Origin of the sequence: Buttiauxella gaviniae (assembly GCF_040786275.1) — a bacterium.
Classification (GTDB): domain Bacteria; phylum Pseudomonadota; class Gammaproteobacteria; order Enterobacterales; family Enterobacteriaceae; genus Buttiauxella; species Buttiauxella gaviniae_A.
The window spans coordinates 19,352-38,733 of record NZ_JBFMVT010000002.1 but is presented as its reverse complement, the minus strand read 5'-3'; the positions used below and the strand labels follow the sequence as shown (position 1 = coordinate 38,733).

Below are 19,382 nucleotides of genomic sequence, written 5' to 3'. Positions count from 1 at the left end.
ATGGCGCTTACAAAAGCTGAAATGTCAGAATATCTGTTTGATAAGCTAGGGCTTAGCAAACGTGATGCTAAAGAGTTGGTAGAACTGTTTTTCGAAGAGATTCGTCGCGCTCTGGAAAACGGCGAGCAGGTTAAACTATCAGGCTTTGGTAATTTTGACTTACGCGATAAAAACCAACGTCCCGGGCGTAACCCGAAGACCGGTGAAGATATTCCTATCACGGCACGCCGTGTAGTGACCTTCCGACCTGGTCAGAAGTTGAAAAGTAGGGTTGAAAACGCGTCGCCAAAAGACGAGTAACCTGAATTAACCAAAAAGGCCGCCTATAGCGGCCTTTTTCTTTTCTTCTTGTCCTGCGCTGAAAATCCCCCGTAAAATCAACTTTATCAATTGTTACTAATCGGATCTCATCAACCAGATGCATACTTATGTCGCAAGGCAGCATCGTCTCGAACGCTTCTGGCTACTCACTCTGCTTTGCGCAATGTTGGGCATGGCGGTGCTGAGTTTATGCGCCGGAGATCGGTGGTATTCCCCCTTACACTGGATGCGCGAAGATGCGCGGCTGTTTATCTGGCAAATTCGCATGCCTCGCACATTGGCTGTACTGCTGGTCGGCGCGGCGCTGGCGATTTCTGGCACGATTATGCAGGCGCTGTTTGAGAACCCACTGGCTGAGCCCGGTTTGCTTGGTGTCTCTAACGGAGCAGGTGTTGCGCTAGTTGCGGCGGTGTTGCTTGGGCAAGGAATGCTTCCGGGCTGGGCGTTAGGTATCTGTGCCATTCTGGGGGCGCTGGTTATTACGTTTATCTTGCTGCGCTTTTCAAGAAGACATCTATCGAATAGCCGTTTATTACTGGCGGGCGTCGCTCTGGGGATCATCTGTAGCGCACTGATGACCTGGGCTATCTATTTCAGTACCAGTCTGGATTTACGCCAGCTTATGTACTGGATGATGGGCGGGTTTGGCGGTATCGACTGGCGGCAATGGTGGCTGATGGTGACGCTATTACCCGTCATGCTGTGGCTGTGTCGTAACTATGCGCCGCTGAATCTGATGGTGCTGGGCGAAATGTCGGCCCGCCAGTTGGGGCTGCCGGTCTGGCTCTGGCGAAACATTCTGGTAATCGCCACCGGCTGGCTGGTGGGTGTTAGCGTTGCGCTGGCAGGGGCGATTGGTTTTATTGGCCTCGTCATTCCCCATATGCTGCGCCTGAAAGGGTTGAACGATCACCGCATTTTACTTCCGGCGAGTGCGCTTGCCGGAGCAACCGTGCTGCTTGGGGCCGATATTATTGCGCGCCTGGCATTGGCTTCAGCAGAGTTACCGATTGGCGTTGTGACCGCAACGTTAGGCGCACCTGTGTTTATCTGGCTATTATTAAAAGCTGGAAAATAATGAACCGCAGTCAAACTAAGGGGACGTAATGCAAGACATTCTCAACACTGAAGTCAACACTATTGACGGTGAAGCCACAACGCTCAAAAACTGGAAGGGCAAAGTGCTGCTGCTGGTGAACGTTGCCTCAAAATGCGGCCTGACGGTGCAATACGAGCAATTAGAAAATCTGCAAAAAGAGTTTGAGCACGAGGGGTTCTCGGTTCTGGGATTCCCATGCAATCAGTTCCTGGGCCAGGAACCGGGCAGCGAAGAAGAGATCAAAACGTTTTGCAGCACCACCTACGGCGTGACCTTCCCAATGTTCAGCAAGCTTGAAGTGAACGGCGAAAATCGTCATCCGCTGTACCAAAAACTGGTTGCCGCCGCCCCGCAGGCCGTGGCACCAGAAGGCAGCGGATTCCTCGAACGCATGAGCAGTAAAGGCCGTGCGCCTGCCCGCGTGGGCGATATTCTCTGGAATTTCGAAAAATTCCTCATTGGCCGTGATGGCCAGGTGATAGCGCGTTTTTCACCGGATATGACACCTGACGACCCAACAGTTGTGAATGCGATTAAATCGGCGTTGGCGAGATAATGTCATTGTTGCAACTGAGTAACGTTGCTGTAGCGGAGCGCCTTGGCCCGATTTCCGCTACGGTTCAACCCGGCGAGTTGGTGCATTTGGTGGGGCCAAACGGTGCGGGGAAAAGTACGCTGCTGACGCGAGCTGCAGGGTTAAGCGCGGGTGCGGGGCAGATAATCTTTGAAGGGCGTGATCTTAGCGACTGGCAGCCTACGCAATTGGCTCACAATCGGGCTTATCTTTCCCAGCAGCAGATGCCGCCGTTTTCCATGCCCGTCTGGCACTATTTGCAGTTGCACCAGCCCGTTAGTCACACAGATTCAGTCATGCTGAAACTGGTCGATGATTTGGGTCTGGCAGATAAACTCAGCCGCGGGGTCAATCAGCTTTCGGGTGGCGAATGGCAGCGCGTACGCCTGGCGGCAGTGGTGCTGCAAATTCATCCCGAGCTCAATCCACATGGGCGTTTATTGTTGTTGGATGAGCCGATGAACAGCCTGGATGTGGCCCAGCAAACGGCGCTTGACCGAATTCTGGTGGCGCTTTGCGAGGCGGGCATTGCGGTGGTGATGAGTAGCCATGATTTAAACCACAGTTTGCGACACGCGCACACCGTCTGGTTATTACGGGCGGGTAAAATGATTGCGCAGGGTAGTCGAGATGAAGTGCTGTCTCCGCAACATTTAGCGACAGCCTATAACATGCACTTCCGCCGATTGCAGATTGAAGGGCACAGTATGCTAATAGCCCCACTTTAGTTGCTGGTAAAAACTTGCATCAAATCATGGGTAAGCGCTAAATTACTGAAAATTTTAAACGGGTGAGGATCAAGCCTGAAAATGCGCGTATGGATTATTGTAGTGGCCTGTCTGGTACTCGCAGGGTGTAGCCATCATGCGCCCCCGCCGAATTCTCGTTTGTCAGATTCGATAACGGTGATTGCCAAGCTCAATGATCAGCTCAACGGCTGGCGTGGCGCGCCTTATCGTTATGGCGGAATGAGTCGTCGCGGTGTCGACTGCTCCGGCTTTGTTTCAATCACTTTCCGGGATCGCTTCGAGCTACAATTGCCGCGTGAAACTCGCCAGCAGGCGAAAATCGGCACTGAAATTGATAAAGACGATTTGCTTCCCGGCGATTTGGTTTTCTTTAAAACCGGTTCCGGTGAAAGTGGCCTGCATGTCGGCATTTATGACACCGACAACCAATTTATTCATGCCTCGACCAGCCGGGGCGTGATGCGTTCCTCGCTGGATAACGTCTACTGGCGTAAAAAATTCTGGCAGGCTCGTCGTATCTAGTTCGTTACTTCTCCTTGCGTAGGGCCAGCAATGGCCCTAAACGTGATTCCCTTCAGCAATTGCACGGTTAATCCATGTCCCGCTTATAATTTCAGGTAATATCCGGGAATATCTCGCTCCCCCTGAAGGATAGTCGCACATGGTTACTCTGGAAGATGTTGCCGCCAGCGCAGGCGTGTCCCGGGCAACCGTTTCACGCGTGGTCAATGGCGATACTAAAGTCAAAGCGCAAACGCGTATTAATGTTGAAGCGGCAATTGCCGAACTGGGTTATTCCCCAAATCCGGCAGCCCGTGCATTAGCCTCCAGCCAAAGCCATACGCTTGGCCTCGTCACGACCTCTTATCGCGGTGGCTTCTTTGGCGCACTCATGGATACCGTACAAAGCGAAGCTGAACTTCAGGGCCAGCAATTATTAGTCACCCAGGGGCGAGACACCGCCGAAAAAGAGCGGAGCGCGATTCAACGTCTTTTTAATTTGCGCTGCGATGGCCTGGTATTACACGTTCGTGCCATTACCGATGAAACTCTTCTCCAGTTGGCCGAGCTCGATCGCAAATTTATTGTATTAGACCGCGAAGTGCAGGGCCTGGAAGATCGGTGCGTGGTCTTTGATCACCGTTTGGCGAGCGCACTTGCCACCCAGGTTTTTATTGACGCAGGCCATACCTCGATTGTCTGCCTGCACGGGCCCAGCAGCCGCTCATCGAGTCTGTTACGTCGACAAGGGTTTCTTGATGCCATGAGCAACGCAGGACTTGTGCCTGCGGCGGTGTTAGGGGGGGAGTATGATATGCCCGCGGGCTATCAACTGGCTTCTCAGCTTTTAGAAAATATCCGTCCAACGGCAATTTATTGCTGTAACGAAGAACTGGCCATTGGTGCGATGCTTGCCGTCACCGAGCGTGGGCTGCGCATTCCCCAGGATATCTCACTTATTTGTTATGACAGCGGAGAACGCGCCGCATTTGTCCGCCCGGCAATAACCAGCGTCCATTTTCCGATAACGGAAATGGCCCGCTTCGCTATCCGCAAATTATTGGATAATCATTGTAAGAATGAATCTTTTTTACCCGAGATAATCCACCGTGATTCCGTTCGTCGTATTTGTTAAAACTGGCGACGGCAGGATAACCAGGATAATATAATCATATTCATAGATAATTCTGATCTACTTTCAGGGACGAAATTGTACTTAATTCTAATAAAATCAATCCAGTTAACGCTGGATGTTCATCGTGTCACGATGCCATCCACCTCAATTTCTATACGGTTGGCAATATGATCCTCGCCCTCGATGCACAATATCATTCAGATTTTTATTTCCAACCTATTCATCTAGCGGATGGTGAAGTTCCAGGGTTTGAATTAATAGTGAATTTTGTTGGTGTTGATGCGCCCGTGCGTATTCCAACAGAATTAGTTTCGGCGGTTATTAAATCAGAACAACAATTAATATTATTCAATGAGCAAATAGATTTACTCGAAAACTATCAAGCGTTTTTTAAGACTCAAAACAAGGTGGTATGGGTAAATATAAGCGCGGCAATTGTTGATGCAATTTTGGCCAGCCCAGAGTTGCATGCCCGTTTGGCGCGTCTCTCCTTCATTGAATTTGTAGTCAATGAAAACTTCCCTGAGTTAAATCTTGGCAATCAAAATACGCGTTTAATGGCGCTAGGTAAGAATTATCCATTAGTGCTGGGCAATTTTGGTGCAGGAATGGCGACCACTAAACCTATCTTTGATGGGCTATTTAAACGTGTATTTTTGGATAAATCATTTATTCATAAGCAAATGAAACAACGTTCATTTGAGCCATTTTTGTTGGCACTGCGTGCGCAGCTTTCACCGTTTTGCCAGACTCTGGTCGTCACCGGTATTGATAATGACGTTTCACGTCGGCAAATAGAGGCGTTAACCGGCTATGCGATGCAGGGAAATCTCTGGCCAGGCGTTTCCGCGCAAACGCTGAAAGACGGATTCTCATCGGAAGATTCCTCCTTGAACTAATACCCCTGCCAATGTGCCGTGTTTAAACCCCCATATAAGCACTACACTATCGGCAGGAGGTTCCATGACCCATAACCCTGTTTTTAACAATAGCTGGCACGATGAACTGCCCGGTTTTTATACGGCGCTGAAGCCAACACCGCTGCATAACGCCCGGCTGTTTTACTATAACCGGGCGCTTGCCGCCGACCTTGAGCTTAATTCTTCCCTGTTTGATGAAGCCCACGCAGGTATCTGGAGCGGTGAAACGCTGCTGCAAGGTATGCAGCCGCTGGCTCAGGTATACAGCGGGCATCAGTTCGGCGTCTGGGCCGGTCAGCTAGGCGACGGGCGAGGAATTTTGCTCGGTGAGCAACAATTAGCGGATGGTCGTAAATTCGACTGGCACCTGAAAGGGGCTGGCCTGACGCCTTATTCCCGCATGGGCGATGGCCGCGCGGTGCTGCGTTCAACCGTGCGTGAGTTTCTCGCCAGTGAAGCCATGCACGGATTGGGTATTCCCACCACGCGTGCGCTCACTATTGTCACCAGCGATACGCCCGTGCAGCGCGAAACCACCGAACAAGGTGCCATGCTAATGCGTGTGGCGCAAAGTCACGTCCGCTTTGGTCACTTTGAACATTTCTATTATCGCCGCGAACCGGAAAAGGTTCAGCGCCTGGCAGATTACGTCATCGCCCATCACTGGCCGCATTTGGTTGATGAAGATGAAAAGTACACGCTTTGGTTCCGGGATGTTGTCGAACGTACCGCGCAGATGATTGCTCACTGGCAAACCGTAGGGTTCGCGCATGGCGTCATGAATACCGACAATATGTCGATTCTCGGTCTGACCATGGATTACGGCCCGTATGGCTTCCTCGACGATTATCAGCCCGATTTTATCTGCAACCATTCCGATCATCAGGGGCGTTATGCCTTTGATAATCAGCCTGCGGTAGGGCTCTGGAATTTACAGCGGCTCGCCCAAACGCTGTCCCCGTTTATTTCGGTGGAATGGCTCAATGAGTTGCTCGACCATTATCAGTTTGCGCTGATGAAAGCCTTCGGAGAACTGATGCGTGGCAAGCTGGGGTTACTGACCGAACAAACCGCGGATAACGAAATTTTGACCGAGCTGTTCGGATTGATGGCAAAAGAGGGAAGTGATTACACGCGGACATTCAGAATGTTGAGCCTGACGGAGCAGAACTCCGCCAGCTCGCCGTTACGCGACGAATTTATTGACCGCGCTGCTTTTGACAGTTGGTTTACCTGCTATCGCGCACGTCTGCAAACCGAGCAGATAAATGATGAACAGCGCCAACAGGCGATGAAAGCCGCCAATCCATCCGTAGTTTTGCGTAACTGGCTGGCTCAACGAGCGATTGACGCCGCAGAGCAGGGCGATGTGAGTGTTTTGGCGCAATTACATGAAACGCTGCAACAACCGTTTGCCGACCACCCGGACGAGTTTACACAACGCCCGCCGGACTGGGGCAAACGGTTAGAAGTGAGCTGTTCAAGTTGAGAGCAGCGTAGCGACATCCAACAAAAATCGTTACTGCTTTAACCACACCTGTGGAACCGGGTGTTCAGGATGTCTGAACACCCGCAAATCCGCCTGATACCAATGCTGCAGCGTGGATTCATCCAGCACCTGCTGCGGCGAACCATTTGCCACCAGGCGCCCTTCATGCAGCAACACAATTCGGTCTGCCCAGAGCGCCGCCAGATTTAAGTCATGCAGCACAACGCAAACTGACAACGTCCCCATCAGCGATAAACGACGCAGCAGGCGCAAAATATGCTGCTGATGATACAAATCCAGGGCGGACGTCGGCTCATCCAAAAACAGCCAGCCGTGGGGCTGGCCTTCAAACCATAACTGCGCCAACGCGCGAGCAAGCTGGACGCGCTGCTGTTCACCCCCGGAAAGCTGGCAAAAATCACGCCCGGCGAGCGCATCGCAGCCTGTCAGCGCCATCACTTCCTGGACGATGGCTCGCGTCTCTTTCTCGGCCCACGGCGCTCGCCCCATGGTGATGACATCCTCGACCGACCAGCTAAAGGCCATCCCGCTGCGCTGGCGCATAACCGCCCGTTTACGTGATAACGCTTCACCCGACCATTCCCTCAACGCCCGCCCGGCCAGAGTGATTTCACCGCTATCAGGCGGTTGAAAGCCCGTCAGCACGCGCAAAAGCGTGGATTTGCCCGCACCGTTCGGGCCGATTAATGCCACAACTTCACCCGCCGAAAGCGTCAGATTAATGTCGTCAAGCAATGCCCGAGCGCCGAGGCGCAGCGTAACATTTTGCGCCTGAAGTAAATCAGCCATCCGTTTCCCTCCTGGAGCGGAATATTAGTGCTAAAAACCACGGGCCGCCGAGCAGGCTGGTCAGCAAACCCACGGGCATTTCCGCAGGGGCAACCAATGTGCGGGCCAGCGTATCGGCTACCAGCAATAACATCGCGCCCGCCAGCACCGAACCGGGAATCAACCAGCGATGATCGGCCCCAAGCCACATTCGCACTAAATGTGGAACGACAAGGCCGACAAAACCGATCACGCCGCTTATGGCAACGGCGGCCGCCACTAATAGCGCACTTAAAATCAGTAATTGCCGCTGCGTTTTTTTAACGTCCACGCCAAGGTAATGGGCTTCTTCGTCGCCAAGCTGCAACAGATTGAGCCGGTTAGATAAAAATGCGATGGCAACTGACGCCGGAACAATCAACGAGGCGGTGGCAAGTAACGTTGACCACTGTGCCTGCCCGAGACTCCCCATTCCCCAAAGGGATAACTGGCGTAGCTGAGCATCATTGCTAATCCACGACAACACGCCGACCGCCGCGCCACACAGCGCATTAATGGCGATACCCACTAACAACAGGCGCGAAAGACTGTTATTGCCCTGGCGGCTGAGAAAGAAAATCACCAGCGTAACGGCGAGACTTCCAAGAAAAGCCGCCAGCATCGGAACATACAACGCCAGAACAACCGGAAGCGTCAGCGGCAGCACGACTGAAAACCCCACCGCCAGCGCGGCACCGCTGCTGATCCCCAGTAATCCAGGGTCAGCGAGCGGGTTCCGAAACAGCCCCTGCATCACACAACCTGAAAGCGCCAGCGCACCGCCGACCAGCGTGGCTAAAAGGACACGCGGCAGGCGGATATTAAGCCAAATATGGCGCAACGCTTCATCCTGGGCTTGCCACAATACGGCGATAGAAAGCCGCATTGCGCCTAAGTTTGCGGCAACTAAAGAGAGCGCCAGCAGCAAAATAACCATGGCGAGCAGGGCGCGCTGAGGCAGGCAACGGCGTATCAAGGAACAAGCTCCGCTTTATTGCGTAACGCAAGAATGGCATCCGGCGTTTGCAGCCCAAAACCGAGCAGCGCCATATCATCGACCACTAACAACTGGCGATTTTTCCCAGCAGGGGTTTGTGCAAGCCCCGGCAACGTCCAGACATTAGCTTCGCCGCCCAGCGTTTTCACGCCGTCTGAGGTGATCAGCACCAGTTGCGGTTGGCTCGCAATCACCCCTTCCTGAGACATAGGCTGATAACGTTTGAAGCCTTGCATCGCATTCTGCAAACCTGCCGCATGAATAGCGGCATCCGCCGCCGTTTCTTGCCCGGCAGCCATTGCCGTCATGCCACCATGACTCATGATGAACAAGACTTTCACCGGCAAAGGTTTTTGAGGAATGGACGCCAGCTTGCTATGCACTTGTTTGCGCAAAGCATCGCCTTGAACCGTTTTCCCCATCGCTTGTGCGACCGCATCAATTTTTTCATCAATGCCTTCCAGCGAATTATTCGCCGGAATAGTTACGACGTTAACCTTGCTACTCGCAACCTGCTCAAGGGCTAACGAAGGCTTTGCCTGAGCGCTGGCCAGCACAAGCGTAGGGCGCATCGCCAGAATCCCTTCCGCATTGAGCTGGCGTAAATAGCCCACGTCAGGCAGTTTAGTGGCCGCCGCCGGATGTAAACTGGTGCTATCACGAGCGACCAACTGGTCGCCCGATCCTAATGCGTAAGCAATTTCTGTTACGTCACCGCCAATGGCCACCACGCGTTCATTGGCGGCGGCAATCGCAGGCAAAGCGAGCAGGGCAATTAACCAGCGTTTCATGCAGCCAATCCTTTGTTTACCAGGGCTTCAAGCTGGGTACGCCACTGCTGTTGCTCCGGCTCGCCTTCGGTGCGCTGGCCATAGAGTTGCGCGATTTGCGTGCCGTCCGCCGCGAACAGTTCAAGGCTAGTCACGAAACCATCGCCACTTGGCTTACGCGTCACCCAGCTTTCGGCGATGGTGTCGGCTAACAAGTGCAGCGTGAATTGCGGGTTGAAAATGTTGATCCAGTTATCCATCGGCACGACTTTTTCAACGACGCCGGTGAATATCTGCACGCAGCCCTGGTTGCCCACAAATACCATAATTTCGTTTTTATCTTGTTTAGCTTGTCCCAGTAATTGTGTCAGCGCGTTGTTATCCACCTGGCAGGCCAGATCTTCGGCCACCAGGCGGAACGCCTGTTGGCGAGTCAACTGGTGGCGCTTTAGTAAACCAAAGAATTGATGCACGTCGCGCATAGAGCGCCATTCGGCTTCCACCTGCTGACCGTCGACCGCGGGTGTCATCACGCTTTCTTGCGCCGCTTGCAGCTCGAGCTCGGGATTATCCGCGTAAATATAGGTCGCCAACATTTGGCCCCAGGCGGCGAAATCCGTGTTATCGGTGGTGTAAACCTTCAGCAGCGCATCGCCCTGATGATCAAAGAACTGAATGCTCTGACGCTCACCGCGAGCGGTTGTTTCACGTACGTGGAAAGCGAAAGCCCATTGATTCAGGAACAACCGTAAATCCAGCGCGCGCGGGTTAAGAACCAGTCCGGCGTGGCCGTGAAGCTGCTGATTTTCAAAACGCCCAATGTGTTCATGCACCGCATATTCGTTCCGGCAAATGGACTTGATTTCACCCACGCTTTCAAGGGATGTCAGCATGTCGCGGATTTCGCCTTTTAAACGCCAGGCATCGTGCCCTACGCGGGCATGAGTCAGTTCTGCTTCGCTGATATTCATCAGTTTTGCGATGTCGCGAGCATATTTTTTCGGATGCTGTTGTTTGTACTGCAACCAGTTTTCATAACGCTGAGTCATTTTGCTTCCTTACCATTGATAACTAACGAAGATTTTGCCGTTACGGCCATCTTGTGGGAGCCCCTGTGGCGACCAGTATTCCTTATCAAAGGCGTTACCCAGCACCAGGGAAGTGGTCAGCCCGCGCAACTGCTGTTGGCCTTTATAGCTGATATAGAAATCATTCACGCCGTAACCGGCCTGCTCACTGTAGCTGCTGCTGATGTGCGTTGAGCGCTCAGCAAAAGTCCCCACCCAGCCCACGGAGAAACCGCTATGGGCTACCGGAATATCGAGGATGCTGGTGACGGTGTCCGGATTGAGACTTGCAATCCAGTCGCCGGTATCGGTGTCTTTACCGCGAGTACGGTTATAGGCCAGATCTAAACTGAACCAACTGCTGGAGTATTTTGCCGTCATATCCCAACCCCAGATTTTGGCGTTAGGGACGTTGTAGGACATGGTGGTCGCTCTGGCGAAATCGACAGTGGTGGAAATGTAATCTTTCGCATTGGTATCGAAGTAGCTCGCTTTAAATTCGAGGCCATCTTCTGCCAGCATTAAATCGTCAAATCGCAGGCCAAAACCGTACTCTTGCGTCTCATTGGTTTCCGGACGCAGATTGGGATTGGGCACCCAATAGTTGGTGTAACGCGTGCCGATGGAGAAGTGCTTCGCGTCGTTGTACATCTCGCCCATGGTCGGTGCGCGGAAGGCTTGTGCATAAGAGCCGAAAAACATCAGCCAGTCGGTTGGCGTAACGGAAAGTGCGCCGCGAGACGACCACTTATCGGCATTCACATCGTCATAGCCATCGCTGCTACCGCTATAATCGTCATAACGCGTACCGCCCAGAATTGTCACTGGCAGGTCACGCAGGGTGATCTCATCTTGCAACCAGCCCGAGCCGAAATTGATTTTCGCCTGAGGGAAACCGGTGGTATTGCCGCCGGGCTTTTGATCCTGGCGATAGTATTCCCCGCCGTAAGTCAGTAAATGAGCGGCGAAGCTGTCGGTAAACAAACGGCTGCGGTTTTCAAGTTTGCCGCCGCTGGTGGTTTGCTTGCGGAATTCTCCTCCGTCAGTTTGGCCCTGGGCATTAATACGTGCTTCAGACCAGTAAGCTGTGGCATCAGCGTTCAGCCAGTCGCTTTGATCGGGGCCAATATGGTATTTGAGTTGCGCATCACGCTGGATGGTTGAGCGATCCACCATCGGATTGCTGGGATCGGCGTTCGTCGTTTGTGGGTTTTTCGGTTCCTGAGCGGCGTTATTGTAGTAACGCAAAGAACCCGCCAGAGATTGCGCCGGGTCGATATACCAGGTGCCTTTGGTCAGGAAGTTACTGATGTTTTCATCGTTAGGGGCGGTTTCACCGTCGCTTTGGCGAATGTCGCCGCGGTCACGGCTGGACCACGCCACCACACCATCAAGATTATCAGTACGCCCAAAGGCGCTGGCCCCCATACCCACACTGTGGTCGCCCGTCGCGCCGGTTCCAAACACGCGGTAACCGCTATTTTGCCCTTCATACAGTAAGTCGCTGGCATCTGCTGTATCGTAAGAAATCACACCGCCCAGCGCACCACTCCCATAAAGCAGGGCAGAGGGGCCACGTACGACCTCGATACGCTTGATCAACGCGGGATCAATAAATGTGCTGTTGAGATGCCCGGTATCCGTGCCCTGGCGAACGCCATCGACCAGCATCAACACACCACGACGATCGTAACCGCGCATGCTGACATCCTGGCCGTTGGTGCGGCCGGTGCCGGAAAGGGTGATTCCTGGCACACGGCGCAACATGTCTGCGGCAGAAGAAGAGGTTTGGCTTTCAGGGGTATTGGCGTCAATCACCGTAACCATCATGGGGGCTTCAAACGTACTACGTTCATTCCCGGTTGCCACCACGGTAACTTGATCGTCTTTCGCACTCGCGGGCAGGGCTGTAAAAATCGCAACAGTCAGTAATGACAGGCGGAATCCGACTGTGTGTAAAGCAGGCATGCGCAAATCTCCATAGGAAAAATGTTATTCGCTGGCTGCCTGGGGATGACCTGGGTGGCTTGCGTTTCCCTCTTCATACTTCGGGTTACATCTTTGTTGGCTGCATTCTTTTGCCGTCACGATGTAATGCGAATGATTTTGAGGGCTATTTTGGGTGGTTATTTAGTCAGGATGAGTTTCCCGGCCTGAGTTTGACGTAATTGATATTGTTGGCCTTCGTGGATGATAACCACGCGCCCGTCAGGGCCAAGCAACTGCTTACTGTCGATCTGACGGGGAATAGCCGCAGATTGCGTATTCGTAGCGGTGAATGTTTTATTCATGTGTCACTCTGTATACAAATGCCAATCAATGTAACAATGATAATCATTATCAATAAACTGTGTTTCACCATCAAGCACTATTTGTAAGAAATTTGTGAATGGATCAATTTTGGGCGTTTGGGGAAAGAGGCGGGTAAACAAGAAGTTTGATGGGCAGCCATGACGCTACCCATCGGGTAATCAGAAACGACTCTTCGTCGCTTCCGCCAGCATATCGAGCAGCGTTTCAGTATCTTCCCAGTTCAGACAAGGATCGGTAATCGACTGGCCGTAAACCAGCGGTTGCCCGGCCACGATTTTCTGAGTGCCTTCGCGAATAAAACTTTCGGCCATCACGCCGGCAATGGCGCGCGAACCGTTGCGAATCTGATTGCAGACGTCTTCGCACACTTCCAACTGGCGGCGATGCTGCTTCTGGCAGTTACCATGGCTGAAATCAATCACCAATTGTTCTGGTAAATCAAACTCATGCAGGCTGTCACAGGCGGCTGCGATGTCGGCTGCGTGGTAGTTTGGCTGTTTGCCGCCACGCATAATGATATGGCCATACGGGTTGCCGCTGGTCTGGTAAATGGTCATCTGCCCGTGTTTATCAGGGGAGAGGAACATATGGCTGGCTCTGGCCGCACGAATTGCATCGACGGCAATCCGCGTATTGCCGTCGGTGCCGTTTTTGAAGCCGACCGGGCAAGAAAGTGCAGAGGCCATTTCACGGTGGATTTGGCTCTCAGTAGTACGAGCGCCAATCGCGCCCCAACTGATTAAATCGGCAATATACTGCCCGATCACCATATCCAGGAATTCGGTGGCGGTCGGCACACCCAATTCATTAACCTGCAACAGCAAGCGGCGTGCCTGCTCAATACCGTGGTTTACGCGGTAGCTGCCGTTTAAATCGGGATCGGAGATCAGACCTTTCCAGCCCACCACGGTGCGTGGTTTTTCAAAATAGGTACGCATCACGATTTCAAGGCGATGCTGATGTTTTTCACGCGCGGCTTGCAGGCGCAAGGCATAGTCCATCGCGGCATCAAGGTCATGAATCGAGCAGGGGCCAACAATAACCAGCAGGCGGTTGTCTTCGCCGTTAAGGATTTTTTCGATACGACGACGTGAGGCAGTTACGTTTTGCGCAACCTCCTGGGATACAGCCAAACGCTGTGCCAGCTCCGCAGGTGTAACCAGACTGTCGATGCGCGCGGTGCGCAATTCATCTGTTTTATTCATTGGGTGTCTCAGAAATTTTGTCTTCAGCTCGGCAGGAGTACCGGGAAGTGATGGCAGTCACGATAAACCAATTTATGTTGAATTCAACCGTAAAACTGAATCGTTACCGCCAGATTCTGTACACCCTACCATACAAAATTGCACTTTTGCACTAGCTTGTTAGTACATGCGGCGATTCAATCCCATGATATCCAGGATTTTGGTCGCCATCTCTTCAACGGAATAATTAGTACTATTCAAATAACGAATCTGGTTCTTACGGAACAGCGCTTCGACTTCTGCGACTTCCAGTCGGCACTGGCGCAATGACGCGTAACGGCTGTTTTCACGGCGTTCTTCACGAATGGCGGCAAGGCGCTCCGGGTTAATTGTCAGACCAAAAAGTTTGTGCTGCAGCGGTTTGAGTACCGCCGGCAGTTGGATGTTATCCATATCGTCAGCAATAAACGGATAGTTCGCCGCCCGAATGCCGAACTGCATGGCGAGATACAAACTGGTCGGTGTTTTCCCGCAGCGCGAAACGCCTAACAGGATAACTTGCGCCTGATCGAGGTTACGCATCGAAATGCCGTCATCGTGCGCCAAAGTGTAATCAATGGCGGCAATACGGGCGTCATACTTAATTAAATTCCCCGGATTCAAACCATGGGTGCGGTGCGCAACAGGCGTGGGATCGAGTTTCAATTCTTGCTGCAAAGGCGCGACGAGAGCCTGCACAATATCCTGACAAAAGCCTTCACTTTGCAAAATGATGTCGCGAATTTCCGGTAACACGATGGAGTAGAACACTAAAGGGCGCACGCCAGATTGCTGATAAATCGCATTGATTTGTTCTTTCACGGCGTTCGCGCGACTTTCGTTTTCAACAAACGGCAGAGTAATGCTGTTGATCGCCACCGGGAATTGCGACATCACCGCATGGCCGAGCACTTCGGCGGTAATAGCGGTGCCATCAGAAATATAAAAAACCTGCCTGTCGACTGCGTTGTCCATTTTCTCATCCTGAAAGTAACGACGTTAGGTGAAGCATAAATTAAAACTATCCGTCCTGGATCAATCGCAGTCAATTTTTAAAAATGAAACGTAGTTTTTATTTTTAATAAAATGCCCAGTTCAATTTCATCAAATCATTAACCCTTTATTAATATAGGGATTAAATTAATAATCAATAGGTTATGCGGAAGGTAAATATATCTGAAAATTTCAAATTTTTATTTTGCTTGAACGATTCACCTGTTTTATTCCCTCATATAATTATGCCAATCTAAAAAGGATGTAATGTATTTCTCATTCATATATCACAAAAGGATTGTTTCGATGTCCAACTCGTCACCGCTGGTGCTTTGGTACAACCAACTCGGCATGAATGATGTAGACAGGGTCGGAGGCAAAAATGCCTCTCTGGGTGAAATGATTACTAACCTTTCAGGTATGGGTGTTTCCGTGCCGAATGGTTTTGCCACCACGGCCGAAGCGTTTAACCTTTTTCTTGACCAAAGTGGCGTAAACCAGCGTATTTATGAGCTGCTGGATAAAACGGATATTGATGATGTGACGCAGCTTGCCAAAGCGGGCGCGCAAATCCGCCAATGGATAATCGATACACCATTCCAGCCTGAGCTGGAAAAGGCGATTCACGACGCCTACGAACAACTTTCCTCAGACGATGCAGATGCTTCTTTCGCGGTGCGATCTTCCGCCACAGCAGAAGATATGCCGGATGCCTCGTTTGCCGGACAACAAGAAACTTTCCTCAACGTGCAGGGCTATGACGCGGTACTGGTTGCCGTGAAGCATGTCTTTGCGTCGCTGTTTAACGACCGCGCAATTTCATATCGTGTTCACCAGGGTTATGACCACCGTGGCGTCGCGCTCTCTGCGGGCGTGCAGCGTATGGTCCGTTCGGATCTCGCCTCTTCCGGTGTACTGTTCTCCATCGACACCGAATCCGGTTTCGACCAGGTGGTGTTTATCACCTCGGCCTATGGCCTTGGTGAAATGGTGGTGCAGGGGGCGGTTAACCCGGATGAATTTTACGTTCACAAGCCAACCCTTGCAGCCGGTAAACCGTCGATCGTGCGCCGTAATATGGGTTCGAAAAAAATCCGTATGGTGTATGCCGCAAGCCAGGAACATGGCAAGCAGGTTCGCATTGAAGACGTGCCCCAGATTGATCGCGACAAATTCTCTATTACACCTGAAGAAGTCCAGGAACTGGCTAAACAGGCAGTGCAAATTGAGAAACACTATGGTCGCCCAATGGACATCGAATGGGCCAAAGATGGGCATACCGGTAAGTTATTTATCGTACAGGCTCGTCCGGAAACCGTGCGTTCTCAAGGCCAGGTGATGGAGCGCTATCAACTGCACGACCACGGTAAAATTATTGCTGAAGGGCGCGCCATCGGCCACCGCATTGGCGCGGGTCCGGTAAAAGTGATCCACGATATCAGCGAGATGAATCGTATTCAGCCAGGCGATGTATTGGTCACCGATATGACCGACCCTGACTGGGAACCGATCATGAAAAAAGCGGCGGCGATTGTCACCAACCGCGGCGGGCGTACCTGTCACGCGGCGATTATCGCCCGTGAGCTGGGGATCCCGGCGGTCGTAGGCTGCGGTGATGCTACCGAACGCATGACCGATGACCAGAACGTGACGGTCTCATGCGCAGAAGGCGATACCGGTTATGTTTATCAGGAAATATTGGATTTCAGCGTGAAAAGCTCAACGGTCGATACCATGCCGGATCTGCCGCTGAAAATAATGATGAACGTGGGTAACCCTGACCGCGCCTTTGATTTTGCCTGCCTACCGAACGAAGGCGTGGGGCTTGCGCGTCTGGAATTTATCATCAACCGTATGATTGGCGTGCACCCGCGTGCGCTACTGGAGTTCGACCAGCAAGAACCTGCGCTGCAAAACGAAATCCGCGAAATGATGAAGGGCTATGACGATCCGGTTGAGTTTTACGTTGGCCGCCTGACGGAAGGCATTGCAACGTTGGGTGCGGCATTCTGGCCGAAGCGCGTGATCGTCCGTCTTTCGGACTTCAAATCTAACGAATACGCCAACCTGGTGGGCGGCGAGCGTTATGAACCGGAAGAAGAAAACCCGATGCTTGGCTTCCGTGGCGCAGGTCGCTACGTCGCTGACAGCTTCCGCGATTGTTTCGCCCTGGAATGCGCTGCGATGAAACGTGTGCGTAACGATATGGGCCTGACAAACGTCGAAGTGATGGTGCCGTTTGTGCGTACCGTGGCTCAGGCTAAAGCGGTTGTTGAAGAGCTGGAGCGTCAGGGGCTGAAGCGCGGTGAGAACGGTCTGAAAATCATTATGATGTGTGAGATCCCATCGAACGCCTTACTGGCCGATGAGTTCCTGCAATATTTTGATGGTTTCTCGATTGGTTCCAACGATATGACGCAGTTGGCTTTGGGTCTGGATCGCGATTCTGGCGTGGTTTCTGAACTGTTTGACGAGCGCAACGATGCAGTAAAAGCGCTGCTGTCGATGGCAATTAAAGCGGCGAAGAAACAGGGAAAATACGTCGGTATTTGTGGTCAGGGGCCTTCCGACCATGAAGATTTTGCTGCCTGGCTGATGGAGGAGGGGATCGACAGTCTTTCTCTGAACCCAGATACCGTGGTGCAAACCTGGCTGAGTCTGGCAGAAGCTAATAAGTAAATAAAAGTCGGATGTCGCTTTCGCTAATCCGACCTGGGAAACCGTAATTGCAGGGCGGATTAGCGAAAGCGACATCCGCCAGTTTTTACGATAGTGCTTTAGGACTTAACGCTACCGGAATATCACTCTCTGTCTGGAACTTCCCAATACGAAGGTCGCTCACAATACTGTTCATCCTCTCTTCCGTTAATTTGTAATAACGAATCGAGATAGCAGTAATTAAGTAGAAAATAGCCGGTAATACAGTAAACAGAATCAACACACCGCGAACCGCTTCGGCGGACTGCTGCTCAACACCTGACTGGTAGCCAAACAATGCCAGGCCCCATCCTGTTAAAGCCCCACCGATGGCTACACCCAACTTAATAATGAATATATTGGCGGCTACGTTCATGCCGGTAATTCGACGCTGGGTTTTCCACTCGCCATAATTATTCGCATCGGTAATCATCGACCATTGCAGCGGCGCGTTAATGCCCTGCAAAATATTAAGCATAATATGGACGATAAATGCAGGCATCCAGTAATTCGTAGGCAACACTAAGAATAACAGCCCGATCAGCGCACTGAGCACGTTAACCCAAATGGAAGCACGGATTTTACACATCCAACCGCCGAGATGTTTTGCAAACAAACTGCCAAAGACGGCGGCAACGGTGGTAGCCAGCATAAATATAGAAATAATGCCGCTGCCCTGATGCAGAATATATTGCACGAAATAGACCAACAGACTGCCACGCACAACCACACCGCATAGCATGGCAAGGTTATAAACCGAAAGAATTCGCCACTGGTCATTTTTTAGTAGCACGCGCACATCGCGCATAATATTCAGGTTTTCTTCTTTTACCGGTGTAATACGCTCGCGAGTGGTAATAAAACAGACCAGGAACATTACGCAGCCAATAACGCCGAAGATACCCATTGCCCACTGCATGCCTGATGCTCTGTCCCCTGGGGCAATAAAATCAGCCAGCGGCAGAATCAACGCAGTTCCCATCGCACCGCCGATTGGCGCAATGGCAAAACGCCATGATTGCAATGAAAGATTTTCTTGTGGGTCGGACGTAATCGCCGCCCCTAACGAGCAGTAAGGGATATTTATCGCGGTATACATTAACGTCATAAATATATAAGCGAGCACGGCGTAAACGATTTTACCCGTTTGGTCAAAATCAGGAGTGGAATAAACCAGTACGCAACTGACCGCGAAGGGCACACAGATAATTAATAACCACGGGCGGAAACGGCCCCAACGGCTTTTCGTCTGATCGGCAATCGCCCCCATAATAGGGTCAGTAATCGCATCCAGAACCCTGACGACTAAAAATAGAGTCCCCATGACCGCCGGGGGTAAACCGTAAATATTCGTATAAAAATAAGCCAGAATGGCGACTGATGAATCAAAAACGATGTGACTTGCCGCATCGCCTAGCCCAAAACCTAGTTTTTCTCTGTTAGTAATCTTTTCCGTTAACACCGACATACATTCACCTTTATTTAAAGCCGGAATATGCCAGTAGTTATATGTCGCGAATGTGAAGAGGAGTATTGTAATTTTTCATTTGTGTTTTATGTTTCTTTCCAATTGTGACGGAGTTATCTCTTATCCCCTAAGGTTTCAGAGGAATAATCTTAAACCGCGATATATTTTTGAATCTCGTCACACTTACGGCTAAAAACCAAAAAACGTAATCTTACGGGTTATTCTGACAATTGTTTGG

General features: G+C 51.6%; 18 protein-coding genes. 9 read left to right on the top strand and 9 right to left on the bottom strand.

Annotated elements, in window-relative coordinates:
* From ihfA to selO, 8 genes are all read left to right on the top strand, one after another.
* On the top strand, positions 1-300 hold the full coding sequence (gene ihfA, locus AB1E22_RS00815; RefSeq protein ID WP_001229265.1) for an integration host factor subunit alpha: 300 nt from the start codon (positions 1-3) through the stop codon (positions 298-300).
* 118 nt (positions 301-418) lie between these two features.
* Entirely contained in the window at positions 419-1,399 is a 981-nt protein-coding gene (btuC, locus tag AB1E22_RS00810) for a vitamin B12 ABC transporter permease BtuC (RefSeq protein ID WP_367593630.1), read from the top strand.
* A 28-nt stretch (positions 1,400-1,427) separates the two neighbouring features.
* Complete coding sequence (locus tag AB1E22_RS00805) at positions 1,428-1,976, top strand: glutathione peroxidase (RefSeq protein WP_367593629.1); 549 nt, start codon at positions 1,428-1,430, stop codon at positions 1,974-1,976.
* Complete coding sequence (gene btuD / locus AB1E22_RS00800) at positions 1,973-2,722, top strand: vitamin B12 ABC transporter ATP-binding protein BtuD (RefSeq protein WP_367597293.1); 750 nt, start codon at positions 1,973-1,975, stop codon at positions 2,720-2,722. Before AB1E22_RS00805 ends, btuD begins: the two co-directional genes overlap by 4 nt.
* 81 nt (positions 2,723-2,803) lie before the next feature.
* Positions 2,804-3,265: an NlpC/P60 family protein gene (locus tag AB1E22_RS00795; RefSeq protein ID WP_367593628.1), complete on the top strand. Its 462-nt coding sequence runs from the start codon at positions 2,804-2,806 to the stop codon at positions 3,263-3,265.
* A gap of 139 nt (positions 3,266-3,404) precedes the next feature.
* Positions 3,405-4,379, top strand: coding sequence for a LacI family DNA-binding transcriptional regulator (locus AB1E22_RS00790; protein ID WP_367593627.1), 975 nt, complete (start codon positions 3,405-3,407; stop codon positions 4,377-4,379).
* Positions 4,380-4,546: 167 nt separating this feature from the next.
* On the top strand, positions 4,547-5,278 hold the full coding sequence (locus AB1E22_RS00785) for an EAL domain-containing protein (RefSeq protein WP_367593626.1): 732 nt from the start codon (positions 4,547-4,549) through the stop codon (positions 5,276-5,278).
* A gap of 64 nt (positions 5,279-5,342) precedes the next feature.
* Positions 5,343-6,788 (top strand): protein adenylyltransferase SelO, encoded by a 1,446-nt coding sequence (gene selO, locus AB1E22_RS00780; protein WP_367593625.1) that lies wholly within the window; start codon positions 5,343-5,345, stop codon positions 6,786-6,788.
* 30 nt (positions 6,789-6,818) lie between these two features.
* Here selO and AB1E22_RS00775 read toward each other — a convergent pair whose 3' ends face one another.
* The 8 genes from AB1E22_RS00775 to ppsR all read right to left on the bottom strand — a co-directional run bounded on the left by AB1E22_RS00775 (position 6,819) and on the right by ppsR (position 14,961).
* Positions 6,819-7,598, bottom strand: a complete 780-nt coding sequence (locus AB1E22_RS00775) for a heme ABC transporter ATP-binding protein (RefSeq protein ID WP_367593624.1) — start codon at positions 7,596-7,598, stop codon at positions 6,819-6,821.
* A complete protein-coding gene (locus AB1E22_RS00770) occupies positions 7,591-8,553 on the bottom strand; it encodes a FecCD family ABC transporter permease (RefSeq protein WP_437178401.1) in 963 nt (320 codons plus the stop codon). Before AB1E22_RS00770 ends, AB1E22_RS00775 begins: the two co-directional genes overlap by 8 nt.
* A 35-nt stretch (positions 8,554-8,588) precedes the next feature.
* Positions 8,589-9,404, bottom strand: coding sequence for a heme/hemin ABC transporter substrate-binding protein (locus AB1E22_RS00765; RefSeq protein ID WP_367593623.1), 816 nt, complete (start codon positions 9,402-9,404; stop codon positions 8,589-8,591).
* Positions 9,401-10,432, bottom strand: coding sequence for a hemin-degrading factor (locus tag AB1E22_RS00760; protein WP_367593622.1), 1,032 nt, complete (start codon positions 10,430-10,432; stop codon positions 9,401-9,403). The genes AB1E22_RS00765 and AB1E22_RS00760 overlap by 4 nt, the downstream gene beginning before the upstream one ends.
* A 9-nt stretch (positions 10,433-10,441) precedes the next feature.
* Positions 10,442-12,418 (bottom strand): TonB-dependent hemoglobin/transferrin/lactoferrin family receptor, encoded by a 1,977-nt coding sequence (locus tag AB1E22_RS00755; protein ID WP_367593621.1) that lies wholly within the window; start codon positions 12,416-12,418, stop codon positions 10,442-10,444.
* Between the two features lie 158 nt (positions 12,419-12,576).
* Positions 12,577-12,741, bottom strand: coding sequence for a hemin uptake protein HemP (gene hemP, locus AB1E22_RS00750; protein ID WP_367593620.1), 165 nt, complete (start codon positions 12,739-12,741; stop codon positions 12,577-12,579).
* A gap of 180 nt (positions 12,742-12,921) precedes the next feature.
* Positions 12,922-13,968: a 3-deoxy-7-phosphoheptulonate synthase AroH gene (gene aroH / locus AB1E22_RS00745; RefSeq protein WP_367593619.1), complete on the bottom strand. Its 1,047-nt coding sequence runs from the start codon at positions 13,966-13,968 to the stop codon at positions 12,922-12,924.
* A 159-nt stretch (positions 13,969-14,127) separates the two neighbouring features.
* Entirely contained in the window at positions 14,128-14,961 is an 834-nt protein-coding gene (gene ppsR, locus AB1E22_RS00740; RefSeq protein ID WP_367593618.1) for a posphoenolpyruvate synthetase regulatory kinase/phosphorylase PpsR, read from the bottom strand.
* Positions 14,962-15,246: 285 nt separating this feature from the next.
* Here ppsR and ppsA point away from each other — a divergent pair, with 285 nt between their 5' ends.
* Positions 15,247-17,658 (top strand): phosphoenolpyruvate synthase, encoded by a 2,412-nt coding sequence (ppsA, locus tag AB1E22_RS00735; protein ID WP_367593617.1) that lies wholly within the window; start codon positions 15,247-15,249, stop codon positions 17,656-17,658.
* Between the two features lie 85 nt (positions 17,659-17,743).
* Here the strand turns inward: ppsA and AB1E22_RS00730 are convergent, their stop codons facing one another.
* A complete protein-coding gene (locus AB1E22_RS00730) occupies positions 17,744-19,144 on the bottom strand; it encodes a glycoside-pentoside-hexuronide (GPH):cation symporter (protein WP_367593616.1) in 1,401 nt (466 codons plus the stop codon).
* Between the last annotated feature and the right edge of the window lie 238 nt (positions 19,145-19,382).